This window comes from Sandaracinaceae bacterium, from assembly GCA_016706685.1.
Taxonomy (GTDB): Bacteria; Myxococcota_A; Polyangia; order Polyangiales; family Houyiibacteriaceae; genus JADJJE01.
Genome location: JADJJE010000018.1, coordinates 1 through 18,723, shown reverse-complemented (window position 1 = coordinate 18,723; position 18,723 = coordinate 1). Strand labels below are relative to the sequence as shown.

At 70.1% G+C, this 18,723-nt stretch carries 13 protein-coding genes, 1 tRNA gene and 1 pseudogene; 3 read left to right on the top strand and 12 right to left on the bottom strand.

The features are described from left to right. Positions 1-38: 38 nt before the first annotated feature. Entirely contained in the window at positions 39-788 is a 750-nt protein-coding gene (locus IPI43_21745; protein MBK7776721.1) for a serine/threonine-protein phosphatase, read from the top strand. A gap of 432 nt (positions 789-1,220) precedes the next feature. Here IPI43_21745 and argA read toward each other — a convergent pair whose 3' ends face one another. From argA to thiD, 8 genes and pseudogenes are all read right to left on the bottom strand, one after another. Then, the gene (gene argA, locus IPI43_21740) at positions 1,221-2,552 is read right to left on the bottom strand and encodes an amino-acid N-acetyltransferase (GenBank protein ID MBK7776720.1); all 1,332 of its coding nucleotides are present in this window, start codon (positions 2,550-2,552) and stop codon (positions 1,221-1,223) included. Between the two features lie 10 nt (positions 2,553-2,562). Continuing rightward, on the bottom strand, positions 2,563-4,041 hold the full coding sequence (gene guaB, locus IPI43_21735; protein MBK7776719.1) for an IMP dehydrogenase: 1,479 nt from the start codon (positions 4,039-4,041) through the stop codon (positions 2,563-2,565). A gap of 52 nt (positions 4,042-4,093) precedes the next feature. Next, entirely contained in the window at positions 4,094-5,275 is a 1,182-nt protein-coding gene (locus IPI43_21730) for a hypothetical protein (GenBank protein MBK7776718.1), read from the bottom strand. 66 nt (positions 5,276-5,341) lie between these two features. Next, the gene (locus tag IPI43_21725) at positions 5,342-5,665 is read right to left on the bottom strand and encodes a hypothetical protein (GenBank protein ID MBK7776717.1); all 324 of its coding nucleotides are present in this window, start codon (positions 5,663-5,665) and stop codon (positions 5,342-5,344) included. Between the two features lie 18 nt (positions 5,666-5,683). Continuing rightward, positions 5,684-6,715, bottom strand: a complete 1,032-nt coding sequence (locus tag IPI43_21720; protein ID MBK7776716.1) for a ParA family protein — start codon at positions 6,713-6,715, stop codon at positions 5,684-5,686. A 517-nt stretch (positions 6,716-7,232) separates the two neighbouring features. Further along, positions 7,233-9,140 carry a type IIA DNA topoisomerase subunit B gene (locus IPI43_21715; protein ID MBK7776715.1) on the bottom strand — a complete coding sequence of 636 codons (1,908 nt, stop codon included), beginning with the start codon at positions 9,138-9,140 and terminating at the stop codon, positions 7,233-7,235. A gap of 3 nt (positions 9,141-9,143) precedes the next feature. Beyond that, positions 9,144-11,553 (bottom strand): annotated as a pseudogene (locus IPI43_21710) (DNA topoisomerase IV subunit A). A gap of 81 nt (positions 11,554-11,634) precedes the next feature. Then, on the bottom strand, positions 11,635-12,456 hold the full coding sequence (thiD, locus tag IPI43_21705; GenBank protein MBK7776714.1) for a bifunctional hydroxymethylpyrimidine kinase/phosphomethylpyrimidine kinase: 822 nt from the start codon (positions 12,454-12,456) through the stop codon (positions 11,635-11,637). A 491-nt stretch (positions 12,457-12,947) separates the two neighbouring features. Here thiD and IPI43_21700 point away from each other — a divergent pair, with 491 nt between their 5' ends. Beyond that, the gene (locus IPI43_21700) at positions 12,948-14,021 is read left to right on the top strand and encodes a LysM peptidoglycan-binding domain-containing M23 family metallopeptidase (protein MBK7776713.1); all 1,074 of its coding nucleotides are present in this window, start codon (positions 12,948-12,950) and stop codon (positions 14,019-14,021) included. Position 14,022: 1 nt separating this feature from the next. Here IPI43_21700 and IPI43_21695 read toward each other — a convergent pair whose 3' ends face one another. Next, positions 14,023-15,648, bottom strand: coding sequence for a serine/threonine protein kinase (locus tag IPI43_21695; GenBank protein MBK7776712.1), 1,626 nt, complete (start codon positions 15,646-15,648; stop codon positions 14,023-14,025). 204 nt (positions 15,649-15,852) lie between these two features. Here IPI43_21695 and IPI43_21690 point away from each other — a divergent pair. Then, a tRNA-Met gene (locus IPI43_21690) sits at positions 15,853-15,929 on the top strand. On the opposite strand, the gene IPI43_21685 is transcribed toward IPI43_21690, so the two are convergent. The 3 genes from IPI43_21685 to IPI43_21675 are packed head-to-tail and all read right to left on the bottom strand — an operon-like array spanning position 15,908 to position 18,599. Further along, a complete protein-coding gene (locus tag IPI43_21685) occupies positions 15,908-17,611 on the bottom strand; it encodes a recombinase family protein (protein MBK7776711.1) in 1,704 nt (567 codons plus the stop codon). The two genes, IPI43_21690 and IPI43_21685, sit on opposite strands and share 22 nt — an antisense overlap. Next, complete coding sequence (locus tag IPI43_21680) at positions 17,608-17,892, bottom strand: hypothetical protein (GenBank protein MBK7776710.1); 285 nt, start codon at positions 17,890-17,892, stop codon at positions 17,608-17,610. Before IPI43_21680 ends, IPI43_21685 begins: the two co-directional genes overlap by 4 nt. Beyond that, on the bottom strand, positions 17,889-18,599 hold the full coding sequence (locus tag IPI43_21675) for a hypothetical protein (protein ID MBK7776709.1): 711 nt from the start codon (positions 18,597-18,599) through the stop codon (positions 17,889-17,891). Before IPI43_21675 ends, IPI43_21680 begins: the two co-directional genes overlap by 4 nt. Positions 18,600-18,723 lie beyond the last annotated feature (124 nt).

The window sequence follows — 18,723 nt, the reverse complement described above, 5'->3', positions numbered from 1 at the left end:
GATCGCATAGCTCTCACGGGCTACGGAGCCAGTGACACGTGCAAGCATCCGGACTCTCCCACATCGGTCGTCGCCCCAACAACGAAGACAGCTACCGCATCGAGCCGGAGCTGGGGCTCTTCCTCGTCGCCGACGGCATGGGTGGCTATGAGGGTGGCGAGATCGCTAGCCGCTTGGTGGTGGACACACTGACCGACTTCTTCGCCCGGAACCGGCCCGACGCCGCCTTGGCCGACGGCACGGATGCCGAGAGCGAGCGCGACGCCGACAGCACGCCCCCCGAGCAGCGCATGGCGCTGGCCATCCGCATGGCCCACCGCGAGGTCCAGCAGGAGGCCAAGGGGCGCCTGCGCGAGATGGGGTCCACGCTGGCCGCGCTCCAGGCTCACGGCGGGAAGGTGCTCATCGCGCACGTCGGCGACAGCCGCGTCTACCGCATTCGCAACGGCCACATCGAGCAGCTCACGCGCGACCACTCCCTGACGGCGGACCTCGAGGCCGCGGGCTGCGAGAACATGCTGGCGCACCTGCCGCCGCACTACCGGCACATGGTCACGCGCTGCATCGCCGCCAACGCCAACGCGCAGCCCGACTTCCGCGTGCTCGAGACTCAGCCGGGCGACACCTACGTGCTGTGCAGCGACGGCGTGCACGACGTGCTGGGCGGCGACGCGATCTTGGACGCGGTGCACAACGCAGGCTGCGCCGAGGCCAGCGAGCGCGTGGTGGCGCGCGCCTTCGCCGAGGGCACGCAGGACAACATCACGGTGGTGGTCGTCCGCTTCTGAGACTGGCACCCGCGGCTCGAGCCTGATGATTGGTCACAAGTCTTGGCAGCCGATGGGGCCACCGGCGGCAGTCTGGCGGTCGAGGAATCAGGCCTGTTTCAAGGGATATTGGCGCCCCGGCTTGAAAGCCGGGGCCGGGACCTTCGCCCGGCCCGGGAAGGTCCCCCCTCGGGAGGACTGGGTCGCAGCGGGGGCGAGGTGGGCTCGCGGGCACGGATCTCGGCGAGCCCACTGGCCTGAACCACTCACAGGTCCCGCCCGGTCCTGCCCCGCGGACTGGACTTGTCCGGCATCGGCATCCCTGCCCCGGGTTTGAACCCGGGGCAGCCAGAGCCCTGAAACAAGCAACCATCGGCCGAGCCCCAAGAGCCCCCGCCGGCCCGCCGCCCCCCCCCCGGCCGGACTCGAACGCTTCAGCCATGGGTGCCAAATTCACGCGTCGCCGCGCGGCAGCGTCTTGATGAACACCTTCGAGCCGCGGCCCGGGTCCACCTTGGCGCGCTTCAGCGCGGGCAGGTCCGACTTCTGCGCCGGCACGAAGCCACGCTCGAGGAACCAATGCGCCGTCTGCGTGGTGAGCACGAAGATGCGCGCCAGGCCCTGGTCGCGGCAGCGCCGCTCCACGAAGGCCAGCAGGTCCTCCCCGCGGCCGGTGTGCCGGTACTCGTCGTGCACGGCCACGCAGGCCAGCTCCGCCATCTTCTTCTCGGCGTAGGGGTAGAGCGCGGCGCACGCCACGATCATTCCGTCGCGCTCGATCACGGTGAAGTGGTCGATGTCGTCTTCCAGCATTTCGCGCGAGCGGCGGATGAGCACGCCGCGCTGCTCGAGAGGCTCGATCAGGGCGTGGATGCCGCCCACGTCGGCGCGCCGCGCCTGGCGCACGTCTTCGAAGGCCTCGCCCGTCACCAGCGTGCCCACGCCATCGCGCGTGAACAGCTCGCGCAGCAGCGCGCCGTTGGCGGTGCGCTCGATCAGGTGACCGCGCCGCACACCACGCCGCACGGCGGTGGCCGCCGCTTCGAGGTGGCGCCGCACGTCGCGCCCCAGGCGCCGCCCGCTCGTCGCGATGGCCTCGGCCTCCGCCGGGGAGATCTCGTTGAGGGCGTTGCCGCGCCCGTCGGTGAGCGGCTTGCCCTCGGTCAGGCAGATGATCTTGTCCGCCCGCAGCGCCACCGCCGCCGCCGAGGCCACGTCCGGGGTGCTCACGTTGAACGCGTCGCCGGTGAGCGAGTAGCCGATGCTGCTGAGCAGCACCACCGCGCCGTCGTCCAGGCGCTGGCCGATGGCCTCCGCGTCAATCTTCCGGACGAGGCCACTGTGCTCGTAGTCCACGCCGTCGATGACGCCCACGGGCCGCGCCGTGACGAAGTTGCCGGACGCCACACGCACGCGCGCCCCCGCCATGGGCGAGTTGGGCAAGCTGGTGGAGAACAGGGCCTCGAGCTCCACGAAGATGGTGCCCGCCGCCTCTTTCACGCACGAGAGCGCCACGGCGTCCGTGACGCGCATGCCCGCCACGTACAGCGGCTCGGCCCCACGGCGAGCCAGCGCGGCGTCAATCTGTGGGCGCGCACCCGCGACCAGCACCACCCGGATGCCAAGGCTCTGCAGCAGCGCCACGTCGTGGATGAAGTCGCGCGCGCCGCGCGACGTGAGCAGCTCGCCACCGAAGACGATGACGAAGGTGCGGCCGCGGTGCGCGTGGATGTACGGCGCCGACGACCGGAACCAGTGGACGAAGGCTTCGCTCGGGGCAGGCATGGCCGCGAGTCTATCCCCGCCGGTAGTTGGGGGCCTCTTCCGTGACGACCACGTCGTGCACGTGACTCTCCTTGAGCCCGGCCCCGGTCATCCGGATGAAGCGCGACTGCGACTGCAGCTTCTCGATGGTGTTGCAGCCGGTGTAGCCCATGCCGGCGCGCAGGCCGCCCACCAGCTGATAGACCACGGAGCCGAGCGGGCCGGCGTACGGCACGCGGCCCTCGATGCCCTCCGGCACCAGCTTCTCGGCTTCGAGCACGTCGCCCTGCGAGTAGCGGTCGGCCGAGCCACGGCGCATGGCGCCCACCGAGCCCATGCCGCGATAGCTCTTGAAGGTGCGGCCCTGGAAGAGCACCAGCTCGCCCGGCGCCTCGTCCGTGCCCGCGAAGAGCGAGCCGATCATGACGGTGCTGGCGCCGCACGCGATGGCCTTCACCACGTCGCCGCTGTACTTGATGCCGCCGTCGGCGATGATGGGCACGCCGTGCTTGCGGCCCACCGCCGCGCAGTCGCGGATGGCGGTGACCTGCGGCATGCCGATGCCCGCCACCACGCGCGTGGTGCAGATGGAGCCGGGCCCGATGCCCACCTTGACGGCGTCTGCCCCGGCCTCGATGAGCGCGAGCGTGGCCGCCGCGGTGGCCACGTTGCCGGCCACCAGCTCGATGTGCGGGTAGGCCTTCTTGGTGGCGCGCACGGCGTCGATGACGCCCTTGCTGTGACCGTGCGCCGTGTCGATGACGATGACGTCCACGCCCGCCTCGGCCAGCAGCTTGATGCGGTGCAGGCTGTCGGCGCCCACGCCCGTGGCGGCGCCCACGCGCAAGCGCCCGAAGCTGTCCTTGATGGCGTGCGGGTAGCGCTCGGCCTGGAGCAGGTCCTTGATGGTGATGAGGCCCACCAGCTCGCCGTTGTCGCCCACCACCAGCAGCTTCTCGATGCGGTGCTTGTGCAGCAGCACCTTGGCCGCGTGCGTCTCCACGCCGGGCGAAACGGTGATGAGCTCGCGCGTCATCAGGCTCATGACGGGCTGGTCGAGGTTGGTCTCGAAGCGCACGTCGCGGCTGGTGAGGATGCCCACCGGCTTGCCGTCCTGCACCACCGGGAGGCCGGAGATCTCGTGCTGCCGCATGATCTCGAGCGCCTGCGCCAGCGGCTGGTCCGGACGCACCGTGATGGGGTCCACGATCATGCCGCTCTCGGCGCGCTTCACCTTCAGCACCTGGGTGGCCTGCTCTTCGGCCGTCAGGTTCTTGTGGATGATGCCGATGCCGCCCTCGCGGGCCATGATGACCGCGGTTCGCCACTCCGTGACGGTGTCCATGGCGCTCGACACGATGGGGATGCGCAGCTCGAGGCCACGCGTGAGCCGCGTGCTGACGTCGGCGTCCTTCGGCAGGAAGTCCGCGTAGCCTGGCTCGAGCAGCACGTCATCGAAGGTGAGGGCCTCTCGGAACGCGCTTGTCTGGTTGTCTTCGGTCACCGGCATCACTCCGTCGAGCGGGTAAGGCGCCGGAGTATAACCGGATTGGGCCGAGGCGCTACGGGAGCACGGGAGCCGGGAGGCCGATGCTGATGGGCGGCAGGGTCTGGGGATTCCGCCGGATCGCGCAGTGGGGGTCGCCGTTCGACGTGTTGCAGTAGCCGATGACGCCCGGCAAGGTGGTGGCGCACAGGTCCAGCGAAGGCAGGCACACGTTCTGGTTGGCGTCGCAGGTGGTCTCCACGCACGGGTTGCTCAGGTCGGCGCATGCGTCGCAGTCGATGGGGAGCTCGCACTCGCCCGAGTCCACGTTGCAGATGCCGCCGCCGTCGCACGGCAGAACCGTCACTCCATCGCCGCAGCCGCTGGGCAAGCACACGGGGGTGACGCAGCCGAAGCCGCCCTGCTCTGCGCAGACCGAGTCGTCGAGCCGCATGGCGCAGCCGCTGCCGTTCATCTCGGCGGCGGCGGTGGGGTCGTCTGGCGAACAGAAGGTGTAGGTGCACGCGACCCCGTCGTCACAGAACGCGTGGTTCGGCTCGTGGGTGCAGAAGAAGGCGGTCACGCCCTCGCAGATGTCGTCGGTGCACTCGATGTCGTCGTTGCAGAGGCTGGGGTCGGGCTCGGGGGACGAGCACTCGCCATCGGCCTCGCACGTGGACACGCCACAGTTCCCCGGCGAACCGGAGTTGCAGCGCCTGCTGTCCGGGACGTAGACGCAGCCGCCGTTGAAGCAGCCGCCGATGAGGCAGCCGTCGTCGGGGCAGACGAGCGGTTCGCCACGCTGGCAGCGGTTGTTCACGCACAACAAGCCGCGGCAGGCGGCCTGCACGCCGCATTCGTCGCGCGTGTCACAGGGGTACATCGTGGTACAACCCATGTCCGGGGAGCAGATGCTGTCGTCGGTGCAGCGGTCGTCGACCGGCGTGAAGACGCAGCCCAGCTGCGGGTGACACGAGTCGTCGGTGCACTCGATGCCGTCGGCGCAGTTCATGATGGCGTCCGTCCCGACGCACTGACCCTCCACGCAGGTCTCGCGGCCGTCGCAGACGTTGACGTCCGGGCAGTCGTCGTCGATGAAGCACTGGGGGACGTCGCCGTCCTGCTGGCCACCGTCTTGCTCGCCCGTTCCCGTGTCGGCGCGGTTGTCGCGCGGCTGGGTGTCCAAGACGAGCCCACAGCCGCTGGCCGTCACGGCACACACGAAAGAGGCAACCCACAAGTAAGAAAAGTGTTTCACAGCGCCTTCCATGATGCCCCTTCCCCAGGACGGCGCCAAGTAGGTGCCCGAAAAATGCTCAGTGGCTCAGTACGCCTTGGGCAGCTTCGACGTGTCCATGTGGTCGAGAGCAAAGCGGATCAGGCCGCTGCGGCTCATCTTGGTGTGGCCCGCCGCCTTCAGCTTGGCCACCTCTTCGTCCAGCCGGTCGAGGTCGTCGCGGTACATGGAGATGCAGATGACCTCGTAGTGCGACGGCTTGGGCTTCGGCTTCGCCTTCTGCTTCCCGTTCGCCTTCACGAGGGGCTTCTTGGCCGGCGCGGGCGTGTAGAACGCCTCACGGAGGACCTCCCGGACCTCGTCTCCGTCGAAGAGCGCGTCCATCGCGCGTGCTGGTTCGTGGGTCATCATGCTCTCCTTCTCAGGTGCTCAGGCCGACTGGGCCATCCCGGTGTGGGCCTGTGAGCCAGCCTGCGCGGGGCGCTGCGCCGCCGACATGACGTGCTGGACCAGCTGGCGGTAGTCCGTCGCGCCGTGGCACTCGGGGTCGTACTCGAAGATGCTCTGACGCGCCGTGGGCGCCTCGCGCAGGCGGGTGTTCACGCGGATGGGCGGCAGGCACTTGTCGCCGAAGTGCTTGCGCAGGGCCTCCACGGCGTCGCGCGCCACGCGGTTGCGGCTGTCGTAGAACGTGGGCAGCACCCCCACGATGTCCACCTCGTGCTTGAGCAGCTCGCGCACGTTGCGCAGCGTCTTGAGCACCTGCTTCACGCCCACCAGCGACAGGTAGTCGCAGGACACGGGCACGATCACGCTGTCCGCGTAGACCAGCGCGTTCTGGTTCATGAGCGACAGCGCCGGCGCACAGTCCAGCACCACCACGTCATAGGAGTCGCCCAGCGTGCCGAGCCGCTCGCGCAGCACACGGTCACGCCCGCTGCGCTGCGCCAGGTGCAGCTCGGCCGCGGCCAGCGTCTCGTTCGACGTGATCACGTCGAGCCCCTTGCGCACCGGGATGGCCGCGTCTTCCGGCGGGAGCCCGTGCACCAGCACGTGATAGAGCGTCTTCTCACCGCGGATGCCCAGCGAAGCGCCCACGTTTCCCTGCCCGTCGGCGTCCACCAACAGCACGTTGTAGCCAGCCTCGGCCAAGCCGGCCGCGAGGTTCACCGACGTGGTGGTCTTCCCCGTCCCGCCCTTGTGGTTGAACACGGCAATGCGCCGCACCCCACGCGCGGGAGCAATCAGCCCACTGCCCGTCTGCCGCCTCTCGGCCTCGGCCGCGCGGCACTCGGTGGAGCAGTAGTAGCGCCGCTCCCCATCCGCCACGCTCGCCTGGAATGGATACTCGAGCACGAAGTTCGCCTGGCACACGTCGCAGACGCACCCGGGCGGAGCCTCCTCGAGGCTGCGATCGACGGTCTCTTCCACGCCCGCCAGCAAGCGCTGCTGACACACCATCGAGCACACGTACACGTACGAGCCCGCTTCCTCGCGGACTTGGTAGCGAAAGCGCACTTCGAAGTCGCGCTCGCACACGCGACAAACACCCTGTGGCGATGACATCCCTCGGGCCTAGTGCACGGAGGGGCAGCTGGTCAAAAAATCGGCGAGGGGGAGGGGCGCGTGATCACCCGGCTGGCTCGGTCTTGCGGTTGACGCAGTTCGTCGCCGTCGCCGTCGCCGTCAACGCCCACGACCACGACCACGACAGACCCCACGCACTCCGGCGGGCCCAGGCGAGCCCCTCCCGCGCCCGGCGGACACGGACGACCTCCGCCGCGCCCAGTCGAGCCGAAACGTCACCGAGGAGGGGGCCGGGCGCCCTGGGCAGCGGGGCTTGATGGGCCCCCGAAAACAAACGCAGCGCGTAGCGCGGAGTGCCGATTCCAGGGGGGTACCAGAGCGAGCGCCAGCGCGAGCGATCCCGCAGACCAGGGTGCCCGTCCCCCTCCGATCGATCACGCCCCCACTCGAATCAAAGGTCGAGGTCGTCCGCGTCCGCCTGTTTGGCGCGGTCCATGATGAACTCGTACCGAGCCTGCGGCTCCTTCCCCATCAGCTGGCTGATCACCAGCTCCGCCTCGAGCGCGTCCTCGATGGTCACCCGCAGCGCGCGCCGGTGGCGCCGGTCGAGCGTGGTCATCTTCAGGTCGTTCGCGGGCATCTCACCGAGACCCTTGAAGCGGCTGATGTCGGGCTTCACGTTGCGCGGCAGGCCCCGGAGGATGGTGTCGCGCTGCTTCTCGTCCAGCGCCCAGTACGTCTCCTTGCCCGCGTCGATGCGGAACAAGGGTGGCTGCGCCAGGAACACGTGCCCGTTGCGAATGAGCCCCGGCATCTTCCGGTAGAAGAACGTGAGCAGCAGCGTGGCGATGTGGTGCCCGTCGCTGTCGGCGTCCATGAGCAGGAAGACGCGGTTGTAGCGCAGCTTGGTCACGTCGAAGTGCTTGCCGATGCCGGTGCCCAGCGCGCTGACGATGTTCTGGAGCTCTTTGTTGGCCAGCACCTGCGCGTCGGTGGCGCGCTCGGCGTTGAGCACCTTGCCGCGCAGCGGCAGGATGGCCTGCGTGCGGCGGTCACGGGCGGCCTTGGCGTTGCCACCGGCCGAGTCACCCTCCACCAGGAACAGCTCGCACTCGGCCGGGTCCGTGCTGCCGCAGTCGCTCAGCTTGCCGGGCAGGTTGAGGCGGTGGCTGACGGCCGTCTTGCGGCTGACCTGCGCGCTGGCCGCGCGGCTGGCCTGACGGGCGCGCGCCGAGATGATGATGCGCGCCACGATGGACTCGGCCGCCGACGAGTTGTCGTGCAGCCACTGCTCGAGCGCGGTGCGCACGGCGTTCTCGATGGGCGCCGCCACCTCCGCGTTGTTCAGGCGGTCCTTGGTCTGCCCCTGGAACTGCGGGTCGGTCACGTAGGCGCTCACCAGCGCCACCACGCCCTCGCGGATGTCCTCGGACACGATCTTGAGGCCCTTGGGCGCGATGTTGTGCGCGTCCATGTAGCCGCGGATGGCCTTGTTGACCGCCTGCTTGAAGCCGCTCTCGTGCGTGCCGCCGTTGGGCGTGGGGATGCCGTTGGCGTACGTCTTGATCAGCTCGTCGGTGCCCTCGGTCCACTGCAGCGCCACCTCCACGCGCGGCTCGCCGGCGCGCTCGAAGGTGAAGGCCACGGGGTGGATGGGCGGCTTCTGCCGCTGCGCCACCAGCTTGGTGAGGAAGTCCGCGATGCCGTTGGGGTGGTGGAACTCCTCGCGCTCGCCGCCCTTCTCGAAGCGCAGCACGATCTTGAGCCCACGGTGCAGGTAGCTGGTGGCCTCGAGGCGCTCACGGATGCGCTCGGGCTCGAACTGCCCGCTCTTGCCGAAGATCTGCACGTCGGGCTTGAAGTAGATCTCGGTGCCCTTCTTGCGCGACTCGCCGGTCTTCTTCACGGGCGCCTGCGGCACGCCGCGCTCGTAGGCCTGCTGGTACTCGGCCCCGTCGCGCCAGATGGTGGCTTCCAAGCGCTCGCTCAGCGCGTTGACCACCGACGAGCCCACGCCGTGGAGGCCGCCGGACACCTGGTAGCCCTTGCCGCCGAACTTGCCGCCCGCGTGCAGCGTGCAGAGGATGAGCTCGAGCGCGCTCTTCTTGAACTTGGGGTGCTTGTCCACCGGGATGCCGCGCCCGTTGTCCGAGACGCGCGCGCCCTTCCAGTCGGCGTCGATGGTCACCTCGATGCGCGACGCGTGCCCGTTGATGGCCTCGTCCACCGAGTTGTCCACGATCTCCCAGAGGAGGTGGTGGTAGCCGTTGCGGTCCGTGCCGCCGATGTACATGGCCGGGCGCTTGCGCACCGGCTCGAGCCCCTCGAGGACTTCAATCTGATCTGCCGAGTAGCTCATGCATCACTCCGTGGGGAACTCGGGGGCCTCGGGCAGGTCGAGGACGACCTTCTCCACCGTGCCACGCTTGAAGAGAGAGAAGCCCTTGCCGCCGCGCGTCACCAGCTCGTACTTGCGGGTGGTGATGCGGTAGTCGTTGCCGCCGTCGCGCTTGACCAGCAGCACGTCGCTGTCGCGCGTGAGCACGCCCGCGCCCATCACGTAGTCGTCGCCGCTCAGCTTGATGAGCGTCACGCCACGGCCCGCGCCCGCCAGCGCGTTCACTTCGTCGGCGCTGCACACCAGCGCGCGCCCCTCGCGGGTGCAGCAGGCGAGCGCGTTGCCGTCGTCCACCATGCCCACGTAGACCACGTCGTCGCCGTCTTTCAGGCGCGTGTACTTGCGGCCCGTCTTGGTGCTGGGGTCGCGGTGACCGCGCAGCGAGAAGCGGAGCGCCATGCCTTGCTTCGTGACCGCCACCACGAACGGCGCCTCGGGCTCGCTCGCCCCCTCGGTGGCCGGCGGCACCTCCAGCATGCGCGGGTCCATGCCCACCGCGAAGATGATGCGCTCACCGTCGCTCAGCTTGAAGATGGTGGCCATCGGGGACCCGTGCCCCGTGGTGGCCGGGATGTCCACGATGCGCGACACGTAGCAGGTGCCCAGGTTCGAGAAGTACGCCACGCTCGAGCGCGTGGAGCCGGCCACGATGGACAGCACCTGGTCGCCCTCGCGCACGCGCACCTTGCTCACGTCCTTCACGGAGCCCTGGCGCTTCACCCAGCCCTGCACCGTGACCACCACCATGGCGTCCTCGTCCACGATGAACTCTTCGGCATCGAAAGACGGCTCGTCCACGTTGGCCAGGATCTTGGTGCGGCGCAGGTCGCGGTAGGTCTCTTGGAGCTCGTGCAGCTCGGCGCGCACGATGGCCCAGCGCGCCTTCTGGCTGCCCAGCTGCGCCACGATGGTGGCCGCGCGGCCCTTCTTCTCGGCCAGCTCCTCGCGGATGACCAGGATCTGCAGCTTGGCCAGGCGGTGCAGGCGCAGCTCCAGGATGGCGTCCACCTGGATGTCGCTCAGCCCGAAGCGCTTCATCATCTTCGTGGCAGCGTCGGCCTTGTCGTCGCTGTTGCGGATGATCTTGATGGTCTCGTCGAGCGCGTCGAAGACGATGACCAAGCCGTCCAGGATGTGGATGCGCTCCCACAGCTTGACCAGCTCGAAGCGCAGGCGGCGCGTGACCACCTCCATGCGGAAGTCGAGGAAGTGGCGCAGCGCGGTGGCCAGATCCACCCGCTGCGGGGCGCACACCTCGCCGCTGGGGATCACGATCTCTTCGCCGGCTGCGGGCACGCCGTCGGCCACGTCATACGGCACCGTGGGCACCAGGCAGGTGAGGTTCACCTGCATGCTCATCTGCAGCGGCGTGTGCTTGTTCACGTACGCCATGACCAGCTGCGGGTCGGAGCCCGGCTTCAGCTCGCACACGATGCGGCAGTCCTCGGTGGACTCGTCGCGCACGTCCACCAGGCCCGGGCAGCTTCTTGGCGATGATGATCTCGGCGATCTTCTCGACCACCGCGCGGCGCTCCACGCCGTAGGGGATGGAGTCGATGATGACCATGTCGGCCTCGCGCTTGCCGTCGCCCGCCTCGTGCTTCCACGTGCCGCGCAGCTTCAGGCCGCCGCTGCCCGTGCTGTACACGTCCTCGAGCTCGGTCTTGCTGACCAGCAGCTCGCCGCCCGTGGGGAAGTCGGGGCCCTTGATGTACTTGAGCAGCCCGCGGATGGTGATCTCGGGGTCGTCGATCATGGCGAGGCACGCCTTGATGACCTCGCCCAGGTTGTGCGGCGGGATGCTGGTGGCCATGCCCACCGCGATGCCCTGCGAGCCGTTCACCAGCAGGTTGGGGAAGCGCGCGGGCAGCACCTCGGGCTCGAAGCGCGTGCCGTCGTAGTTGGGGCGGAAGCCCACCGTGCGGTTGCCGAGATCGTCCAGCAGCTCGTTGGCCAGGGCCTGCAGGCGCGCCTCCGTGTAGCGCATGGCGGCAGGGGAGTCGCCGTCCGGCGAGCCGAAGTTGCCGCGACCGTCCACCAGCGGCATGCGCATGGAGAAGGTCTGCGCCATGCGCACCATGGCCTCGTACAGCGAGCTGTCGCCGTGCGGATGGAACTTGCCCATCACGTCGCCCACCACGGCCGCCGACTTGCGGTGCTTCGCGTCGCTGCGCAGGCGCAGCTCGTTGTGCATCGCGTAGAGGATGCGGCGCTGCACCGGCTTCAGGCCGTCCCGCACGTCCGGGAGGGCGCGCGACGTGATGACGCTGAGCGCGTAGTTCAGGTAGCGGCGGCGGGTCTCCTCGGCCAGCGAGGCGTCGGCGAAGTCTTGGATGGGCAGCTCGGGCTGCTGGTCTTTTGGTTTTTTGGCCATGGTGCCGAATGACTGCACTCGCGTTCAGGAGTGCGTGCGGGGTGGGCAGATACCAAGGCGGGCGGGCGGGGGCAAGCCCGTTCAGCGCGCGCGCTTGCTGGGGGGCACGGGCGCAAAGTGGTCGATGGGCCAGGCGCCGCCTCCCAGCGGGGGGGCCGAGACCAGCGCGCGTCGCACCCACTCTTTGCCCAGAATCACAGCGTCTTCCAGCGTCTCGCCCAGCGCGAGCCGCGCCGCGATCGCGCTGGCCAGCGAGCAGCCGGTGCCGTGCCCGGCGGGAGTGGCCACCCGGTCCGCGTGCAGCTCGTGCAGCGATCCGTCGAGCACCAGCACGTCGATGGCGGGGTGGTCCGACGTGAACGCCAGGTGCCCACCCTTCACCAGCACGGCCCGCGCGCCGAGGTCGATCAGGGCGTGCGCCGCGTCGCGCATCTGGGGCAGCGACTCCACGTCACGGCCGGTGAGCCAGGCCGCTTCCCGCATGTTCGGGGTCAGCAGCGTGGCGAGCGGGGCGAGCTCGCGCAGCACCACCTCGCGCGCTTCATCACGCAGCAGCCCGGTCTGGGTGCCCACCGTGGCCACGCGCACCGGGTCCACCACCAGCGGCAGGTCGCGCCCGCGCAGCACGTTGGCCACGGCGCTCACGTTCTCGGCAGAGCCCAGCGCGCCCGTCTTCAGCACGGCCACGGGCAGGTCCAGCAGCACCGCCTCGATCTGCGCGCGCACCAGGCCCGCATCCAGCACCACCACGTCGTCGCAGCCGCGCGTGTTCTGCACGGTGATCAGGCTGATGGCCGCGGCGCCGTACACGCCGTGCTGGTGAAAGGTCTTGAGGTCGGCTTGGGCGCCCGCGCCGCCCGAGGGGTCGGAGCCCGCGATGGTCAGGGCGACGGGGTGCTGCATGCCCGTGTTGTCGGCCTCCGGGAAGCATTGCGCAAGCCCGGGCGTTGCGGACGGACTCCCACGGGCAGCCTCGGCGATCCCTGCTACCCTCCCCCGCTTCGTGACTCGCTCGCTCACCCCGACCCCGCTCGCGACCCTCGGCGCGCTCTGCTTCGCGCTGGCGTGTGGCAGTGGTGAAGAAGACCCGAGCGCCGCCAACGACACGCCCGTGGTGGAGCAGCCGGCCACGCCCACGGAGGCGCCGGCGGACGTGCACGTGGACCACACCCTCGAGGCCGGCCAGACGCTGTGGGACGTGTCGCGCCTGTATGGCGTGCCGCTCGAAGCGATCATGGAGGCCAACGAGCTCACCCGCCGCGAGTCGCGCCGCCTCAACGCCGGTCCGCGTGCTGCGCATCCCGGGGGTGACGGGGCCGGCCACGGCGGCCAGCGCGGCGGCATCGAGCGATGGTGGCGTCACGGCGGAACTCCAGACGGTGGACGGTGGCGTCATGCTCCCCGACGGAGGCGTGATGCTGGCGGGCTACCACACGCTGAGCGAGGGCGAGACGCTGTGGGACCTCGCGAACGCCTACGACAAGACCGTGGACGAGCTGCTCGAGGCCAACGGCTTCACCGATGACGACGTGCGCGGCCTGCGGCCCGGTGGTCGCATCCTGATCCCCGGTGTGGCGCCCAGCGCCATCCGCAGCGCGGTGCGCCCCGAGGGGCGCGGCATCTGGCACACCGTGGCCGAGGGCGAGTCCATCTGGGACATCGCGCGCCGCTATCGCCTGGGGGCCTCCGAGATCATGGGGGCCAACGCGCTCTCGCGCGAAGAGGTGAGCGACCTGCGCACCGGGCGCCGCCTGTTCATCCCGGGCCGGGGGCCCGCTCCAGGCAGCCGGGAGCCCGCGCGCGAGCGTCCGCTGACGGGCGCCCAGCGTGGCGCGCTGGCACGAGCCCAGCTGCTGGGCCTCGGCACCAGCCAAGCGGGGCACAAGCTGCTGGGCGGCGTGGTGGAGCCGCGCTGGCTGCGCGCCGTGGGTGGCAACGCCGACCGCTTCGCCGGCACCCTGCGCTGGCCCGTGACCAACGGGCGCTTCGTGCGCGGCTACGGCTCCGGCGAGCAGGGCTACCACCTGGCCGTGGACATCGCGGGGGACATCGGCTGGAACGTGCGCGCCGCCGCGCCGGGCCTGGTGGGCTACTCGGGCGACGGCATCCGCGGCTACGGCAACATCGTGCTGGTCATCCACCAGGGCGGCTGGGTCACGCTCTACGCGCACAACTCCGTGAACTTCGTGGTGGCCGGCGAGCGCGTGCGCGCCGGCGGCGTGCTGGCCGAGGTGGGCAGCACCGGCATCAGCCGCGGCCCGCACGTGCACTTCGAGTTCATGTACGCCGGGCAGAACTGCGACCCGGCCGAGCTGTTCCGCCCGGGCCTGCGCTACAGCGGGTCACGGTCGCGCCGCTCGGTCACGGAGTGGCTGATCGCCACGGGCAGGCCCGACTCCATCGCGTGCGGGCGGCGGCGCCGGCACCCGCGCGGGCGCTGGACGCTGGACCAAGACGTCCCGCACTGAGTCAGGGAGCCGCGGTGCCCGCCTCGAGGACCGGCTCGGTCTCGGCGGGGGGCGCAGCGACCGCAGCCGCGGCGGGCACGATGCCGTTCAGCACGTCGAGCGTCTGCGACAGGCTGTCGCGCACGCAGGCGTAGCAGTCGTAGCGCCCCTGCCGACCGCAGCCGCGGCGCGGCGTGGTGTCCAGGTGGTCCACCGCGGGGCGGGCGCGCCGGTCGCCCAGCTCACGGATGCGCGTGAGCGCCACCTCGCGGGTCTCGCAGCTGCGGGCGGCCTCGAGCTGAGCCGCGGCCTCGAGCCACGGGGGCAGCGCCGTGGACGGCTCGAAGGCCAGGATGCGCCGAGCGGCGTCACGCCGAATGCCCGTCTCGATGCTCTCGTTCATGATGGCCACGTCTTGGACGAGGGCCTCGGGCACGTCGGTGCCCTGCGCGGTGGTGCGCGTGATGAGGTTGAAGTCCTCGTCGATGGGCACCTCGACCAGGCCCGTGTAGACCAGACCGCCCACGGTGAGCGCCACGCCCGTGAGCATCCCCAGGAACAGGAACAGCCCGCGCCGCGCCTTGCGCACCGGACCGCTGGCCACGTGCGCCGAGCCGGTGGTCGCGTCGCGGCGCTTCTTGAGCGCTTCGGACTCGCCCGTCTTCAGCGCGGGGTCTTTGCCGTGCGCCGAGTGCCCATAGGCCAGCTCCAGCAGCACGTCGCGCACCTCGGCCGCCGTGGCGGGCCGGTCCGAGGGCTTCGACTGCAGCAGCCGGGCCACGATGGTGTCCAGCTCCTCGGGGATGTGCGCGAAGTTGGGCAGGTCACGCAGGTGCGTGGACGGCTCGGTCAGCTGCAGCGTGAGGATCTCGCTCACGCCGCTGACCTTCTCGCTGGGGTAGCGCTGCCGCCCCGTGACCATCTCGTAGAGCACCAGGCCCAGCGCGTAGAGATCGGTGCGCTCGTCCACGGACTGCCCGGTGGCCTGCTCGGGCGCCATGTAGCCCGGCGTGCCCATCACGTGGCCCACGTGCGTGAGCGTGCGCAGGCGGCTCATGCGGTCGGGGTCGGCGGCGTCCAGGCTGCGCACGCGCGCGATGCCGAAGTCCAGCACCGTGGCGCGGATGGCCCCGTCCAGGCGGCGCGCGCACATGACGTTGTCGGGCTTGAGATCGCGGTGCACCACCTCGGCCTCGTGCGCGGCGGCGAGGGCGTCGGCCACCTGCGCGCCGATGGCGCACGCCTCGGCCCAGGGGAAGGCCCCGCGGCGGTGCAGCTCGTCCCGCAGGCTCTCGCCCGGGACCAGCGGCATGACCATGTAGCGCCCGCCGTCGTCCAGCTCGCCGTAGTCGATGGCGGTGGCGATGTGCGGGTGGTCGAGGCGGGCCATGGCCAGCGCCTCACGGGCGAAGCGCGCGCGGATCTCTTCGTGCTCTTGGAACGCGGGCAGCAGCACCTTGAGCGCCACGCGGTGCCCCAAACGCACGTGCTCCGCCGAGAACACCGCCGCCATGCCGCCCACCCCGATGATGGCCTCGATGCGGTAGCGCTCGTCGATGATGGCCCCGACCCAGTCTTCCATCTTCATGTCGGACGGGATGTCGAACGTGAGCTCCTGCGAGCGCACGCTGTCTTCGCTCGCCGACACACGAGAGGGGGTCTTGGTTAAGGAAGGATCGGTCTGCATCATGAACAAGCGGCGGAGCGAGCACCCGAACCGGACCCCGCGTCACGCCGTGCCACCGTTCTACCACTGCTCACCCGCCGTGAGAATGGACGCGACCACCCGGTGAGGATTTTTCTCGGCCAACGTTGACAGCCCAAGGGATGCGCGTATAGTGCCGCTCTCTGCCGCGGGGTGGAGCAGTTTGGTAGCTCGTCGGGCTCATAACCCGAAGGTCGTCGGTTCAAATCCGGCCCCCGCAACCATCATTGGAAATACCTTCCAACTCTGAACACCGGGTCTCAAAAGGACTCGGTGTTTTTTGTTGTGCTCGGCCCGTGTTCGGGGAGCTCGGGGCGGGCGGCAGCAGCACGCCCAGCGGGTACAGCTCACCCGTGACCACGGTGCTGCCGTCTTCGTGGTGCGTGACGGTGAGCTTGGTGTCGCCCAGCAGCAGGCGCAGCGCATCGCGGGCGGCTTCGGGGTTAATCTCCGCCAGCGTGGGCAGGTGAAGGATGGTGCGCAGCAGCGCGTCGGTGGCGGCGTCCGGGTCCGTGCCTTGGGGCAGCAACACCGGCGCGCGCTCGGGGTTGGCGAGGGCGGCCAGCTCCGTGCGCAGGTGATCTCGGCGCGCCTCTTCTTGGCGTAGGCGGTCCATGATGGCGCCCGAGCCCTCGCCCGCGTTCATGGCCAGGTCCACCAGCTTGGTGACCGCGGCGTCCGCCTGGGCCAGGGTGCGCGTGAGCTCGCGGCGGGTGGCGTCCTCGGTCTGGGCGGCCGCGGCTTGCTGCGTGGCCAGCTGGTCGCGCAGGTAGCGCAGCGCGCGGGGCGTGCCCAGCTGCTTGGTGAGGCTGGACATCAGGGCCGCGCGCAGGTGGTCCTCGCGGACGGTGCGGGAGACGCTGCAGTGGTTGCGGTTCTGGTGGCGTGCCTTGCAGCCGTAGTAGCGCTCGTTGGCGATCACCAGCTGCGCGCCGCAGCCGCCGCAGACCAGCAAGCCCGACAGCGGGTAGGTGCGCTTGCGCCGGAGCCCGCGGCGGCCCTTCTTGGCCGGGTGTTCGGCGGCGCGGCGGGCGGCCACCGCCTGCCACTGCTCGTCCGAGACAATGCGCAGGGTGTCGTCCTGGTAGCGCACCTGCTCGTCGGGGTTGCCGGGCCGGGGCACGCGCTGGTTGGTGCCCGGGCGCTTCATCCAGTGGCGCTGGTTGAATTTCACCACGCCCAGGTAGCGCTCGTTGCCGAGGATGGAGCTGACGGTGCCCTTCTTCCAGCCTTCGGACTTGCTGCGCGGCGGGGGCACGCCGGCCGTGTCGAGCGTCTCGGCGATGGTCCGTGGGGGTGTGCCCGTGGCGTACTGGGTGAAGATGCGCCGCACCCAGGCGGCCTCCGCCTCATCGACCATCCAGACCTTGCCGTTGCCGTCGGGGGCTGTGACTGACTTGTAGCCAAAGGTTCGGCCGCCGGTGACTTTCTGCGCCCGCGCGCGCTGCGTCATGCCGCGCTTGGTCTCGCGGCCCAGCTTGCGCAGGTACTGTTGGTTCACGGCGCCGTTCACGCCCGCCATCAGGTCGGAGTCTTCGCGCCGCGTGTCGAGGCCGTCGGAGACGCCCAGCAGCGTGACCCCGAGAAAGCGGAGCTCGTCCAGCACGGAGGCCGAGTCGGCCAGGCTGCGCGAGACGCGCGACTGGCTCTCCACCACCAGCACGTCGATCCGGCGCGCGCGCACCGCGGCCATGCAGGCCTGCCAGCCGGGCCGGTCGAGCGACGCGCCGCTGATGGCCTCTTCGCGGAACACCAGGCTCGCGGACACGTTCCCGCCCAGGCGCGCGACGGACTGCGCGCAGTAGTCGATTTGGTCGGTGGCGCTGGTGTCGTTCTGCTTGTCGCTCGAGTAGCGCGCGTAGATGCCGATGCGCAGGCCGGCCAGGGGCTGATAGCGGCCGCTCATGACCGAGCCCCCAGCGCTGCTTTGGCGAGGCTCGTGAGACACGCTCGCTGCGCGTCGCTGAGTGGTGGGTCGTACGCCCAGTGGTCTGGGCCAACCTCGGTCAGCACCTCGGGGTGCGGGAGCCGAAGCTGGAACGTGCTCGGCGCGGGTGGCGCCGGCCGGATGCACACCATGTCCGGCGCATAGTGGCGGATGAGGTAGCCGCAGGGCTCGTACTGCAGCGTGGCGGCGTTCAGCCGCACGAGCTGCCCTTCTCGGGGAGCGGAGGTTCGGGAGGTCATGAGGTGGGGCCTTTCGATGGTCGGGCGGCGGCGTTGCGCGCCAGCTGGTGAAGCAGCTGCGCGTACTCGTCCTCGTAGCGGCTGGCCGGGTCCGAGATGCGCGTGCGGGCGCGCTGGGCGACGGAACGGCGGGCGCGCTTCTGATAGGCCTCGTCGGTCTCGCCGAGCTGCCGCTTGGGCGCGTCCTCGCAGCCCGTCAGCAGACCAAAGGCCGCCGCGGCGCGGTACACGTCGCCCTCCACCACCAGGCTGGGGACCTCGTGGGCCAGCATGAGGCAGAAGCCCACCATGGACTGCGCGCGGGCATAGGCGCGCCGGTCCGGGACGGGCACGTCGTGGCGCAGCAGCACCGCGACCAGCTCCTCGACCTTGGCGCGCAGCTCCTTCTGGTGCGCGTCGTTGAGCGCGCCGTAGTGGCGCTGCACCAGGATGGCGAAGAGCCGCAGGGCCTGCATGGAGCGCAGGTAGCGCGGCCCGCCGAGGGTGACCTTGGAGGGCTTGAGGTGTTCCCAGAGGCGGTTGGCTTCGTTGCTGGTGGGGGTGGCCCAGAGGGTGGCGAGCTGCTCGGTGACGGTGTCTTGGGAGACGCCGGTGAGGAGGAAGGCCAGGAGCTTGTTGAGGACGGCTTTGGAGGGGTGGCCGAGGAGTTGGAGGAGCGGTTCGTCGGCGAGGATGGCGGCGAGGGCTTCGGGCTGGGTGGTGGCCATGGGGGAAGGATTGCCGACGGATCGTGTGCTCGCAAGATCTTAATTCGTACTTCTATTAATTCGGGCGTCGGGCCTCGTTGGGGCCGGCCAAAAGCTGGGGCGATAGGCGCTGCGTCTGGGTGTT

Bases quoted from the DNA above. Each gene is read 5' to 3' on its own strand.
- IPI43_21725 (MBK7776717.1), bottom strand. From the start codon at position 5,665: ATGATGACCCACGAACCAGCACGCGCGATGGACGCGCTCTTCGACGGA.
- IPI43_21675 (MBK7776709.1), bottom strand. From the start codon at position 18,599: ATGGCCACCACCCAGCCCGAAGCCCTCGCCGCCATCCTCGCCGACGAA.
- IPI43_21700 (MBK7776713.1), top strand. From the start codon at position 12,948: ATGCTCCCCGACGGAGGCGTGATGCTGGCGGGCTACCACACGCTGAGC.
- IPI43_21720 (MBK7776716.1), bottom strand. From the start codon at position 6,715: ATGGTGTGTCAGCAGCGCTTGCTGGCGGGCGTGGAAGAGACCGTCGAT.
- IPI43_21715 (MBK7776715.1), bottom strand. From the start codon at position 9,140: ATGAGCTACTCGGCAGATCAGATTGAAGTCCTCGAGGGGCTCGAGCCG.
- guaB (MBK7776719.1), bottom strand. From the start codon at position 4,041: ATGCCGGTGACCGAAGACAACCAGACAAGCGCGTTCCGAGAGGCCCTC.
- IPI43_21685 (MBK7776711.1), bottom strand. From the start codon at position 17,611: ATGAGCGGCCGCTATCAGCCCCTGGCCGGCCTGCGCATCGGCATCTAC.
- thiD (MBK7776714.1), bottom strand. From the start codon at position 12,456: ATGCAGCACCCCGTCGCCCTGACCATCGCGGGCTCCGACCCCTCGGGC.
- argA (MBK7776720.1), bottom strand. From the start codon at position 2,552: ATGCCTGCCCCGAGCGAAGCCTTCGTCCACTGGTTCCGGTCGTCGGCG.
- IPI43_21680 (MBK7776710.1), bottom strand. From the start codon at position 17,892: ATGACCTCCCGAACCTCCGCTCCCCGAGAAGGGCAGCTCGTGCGGCTG.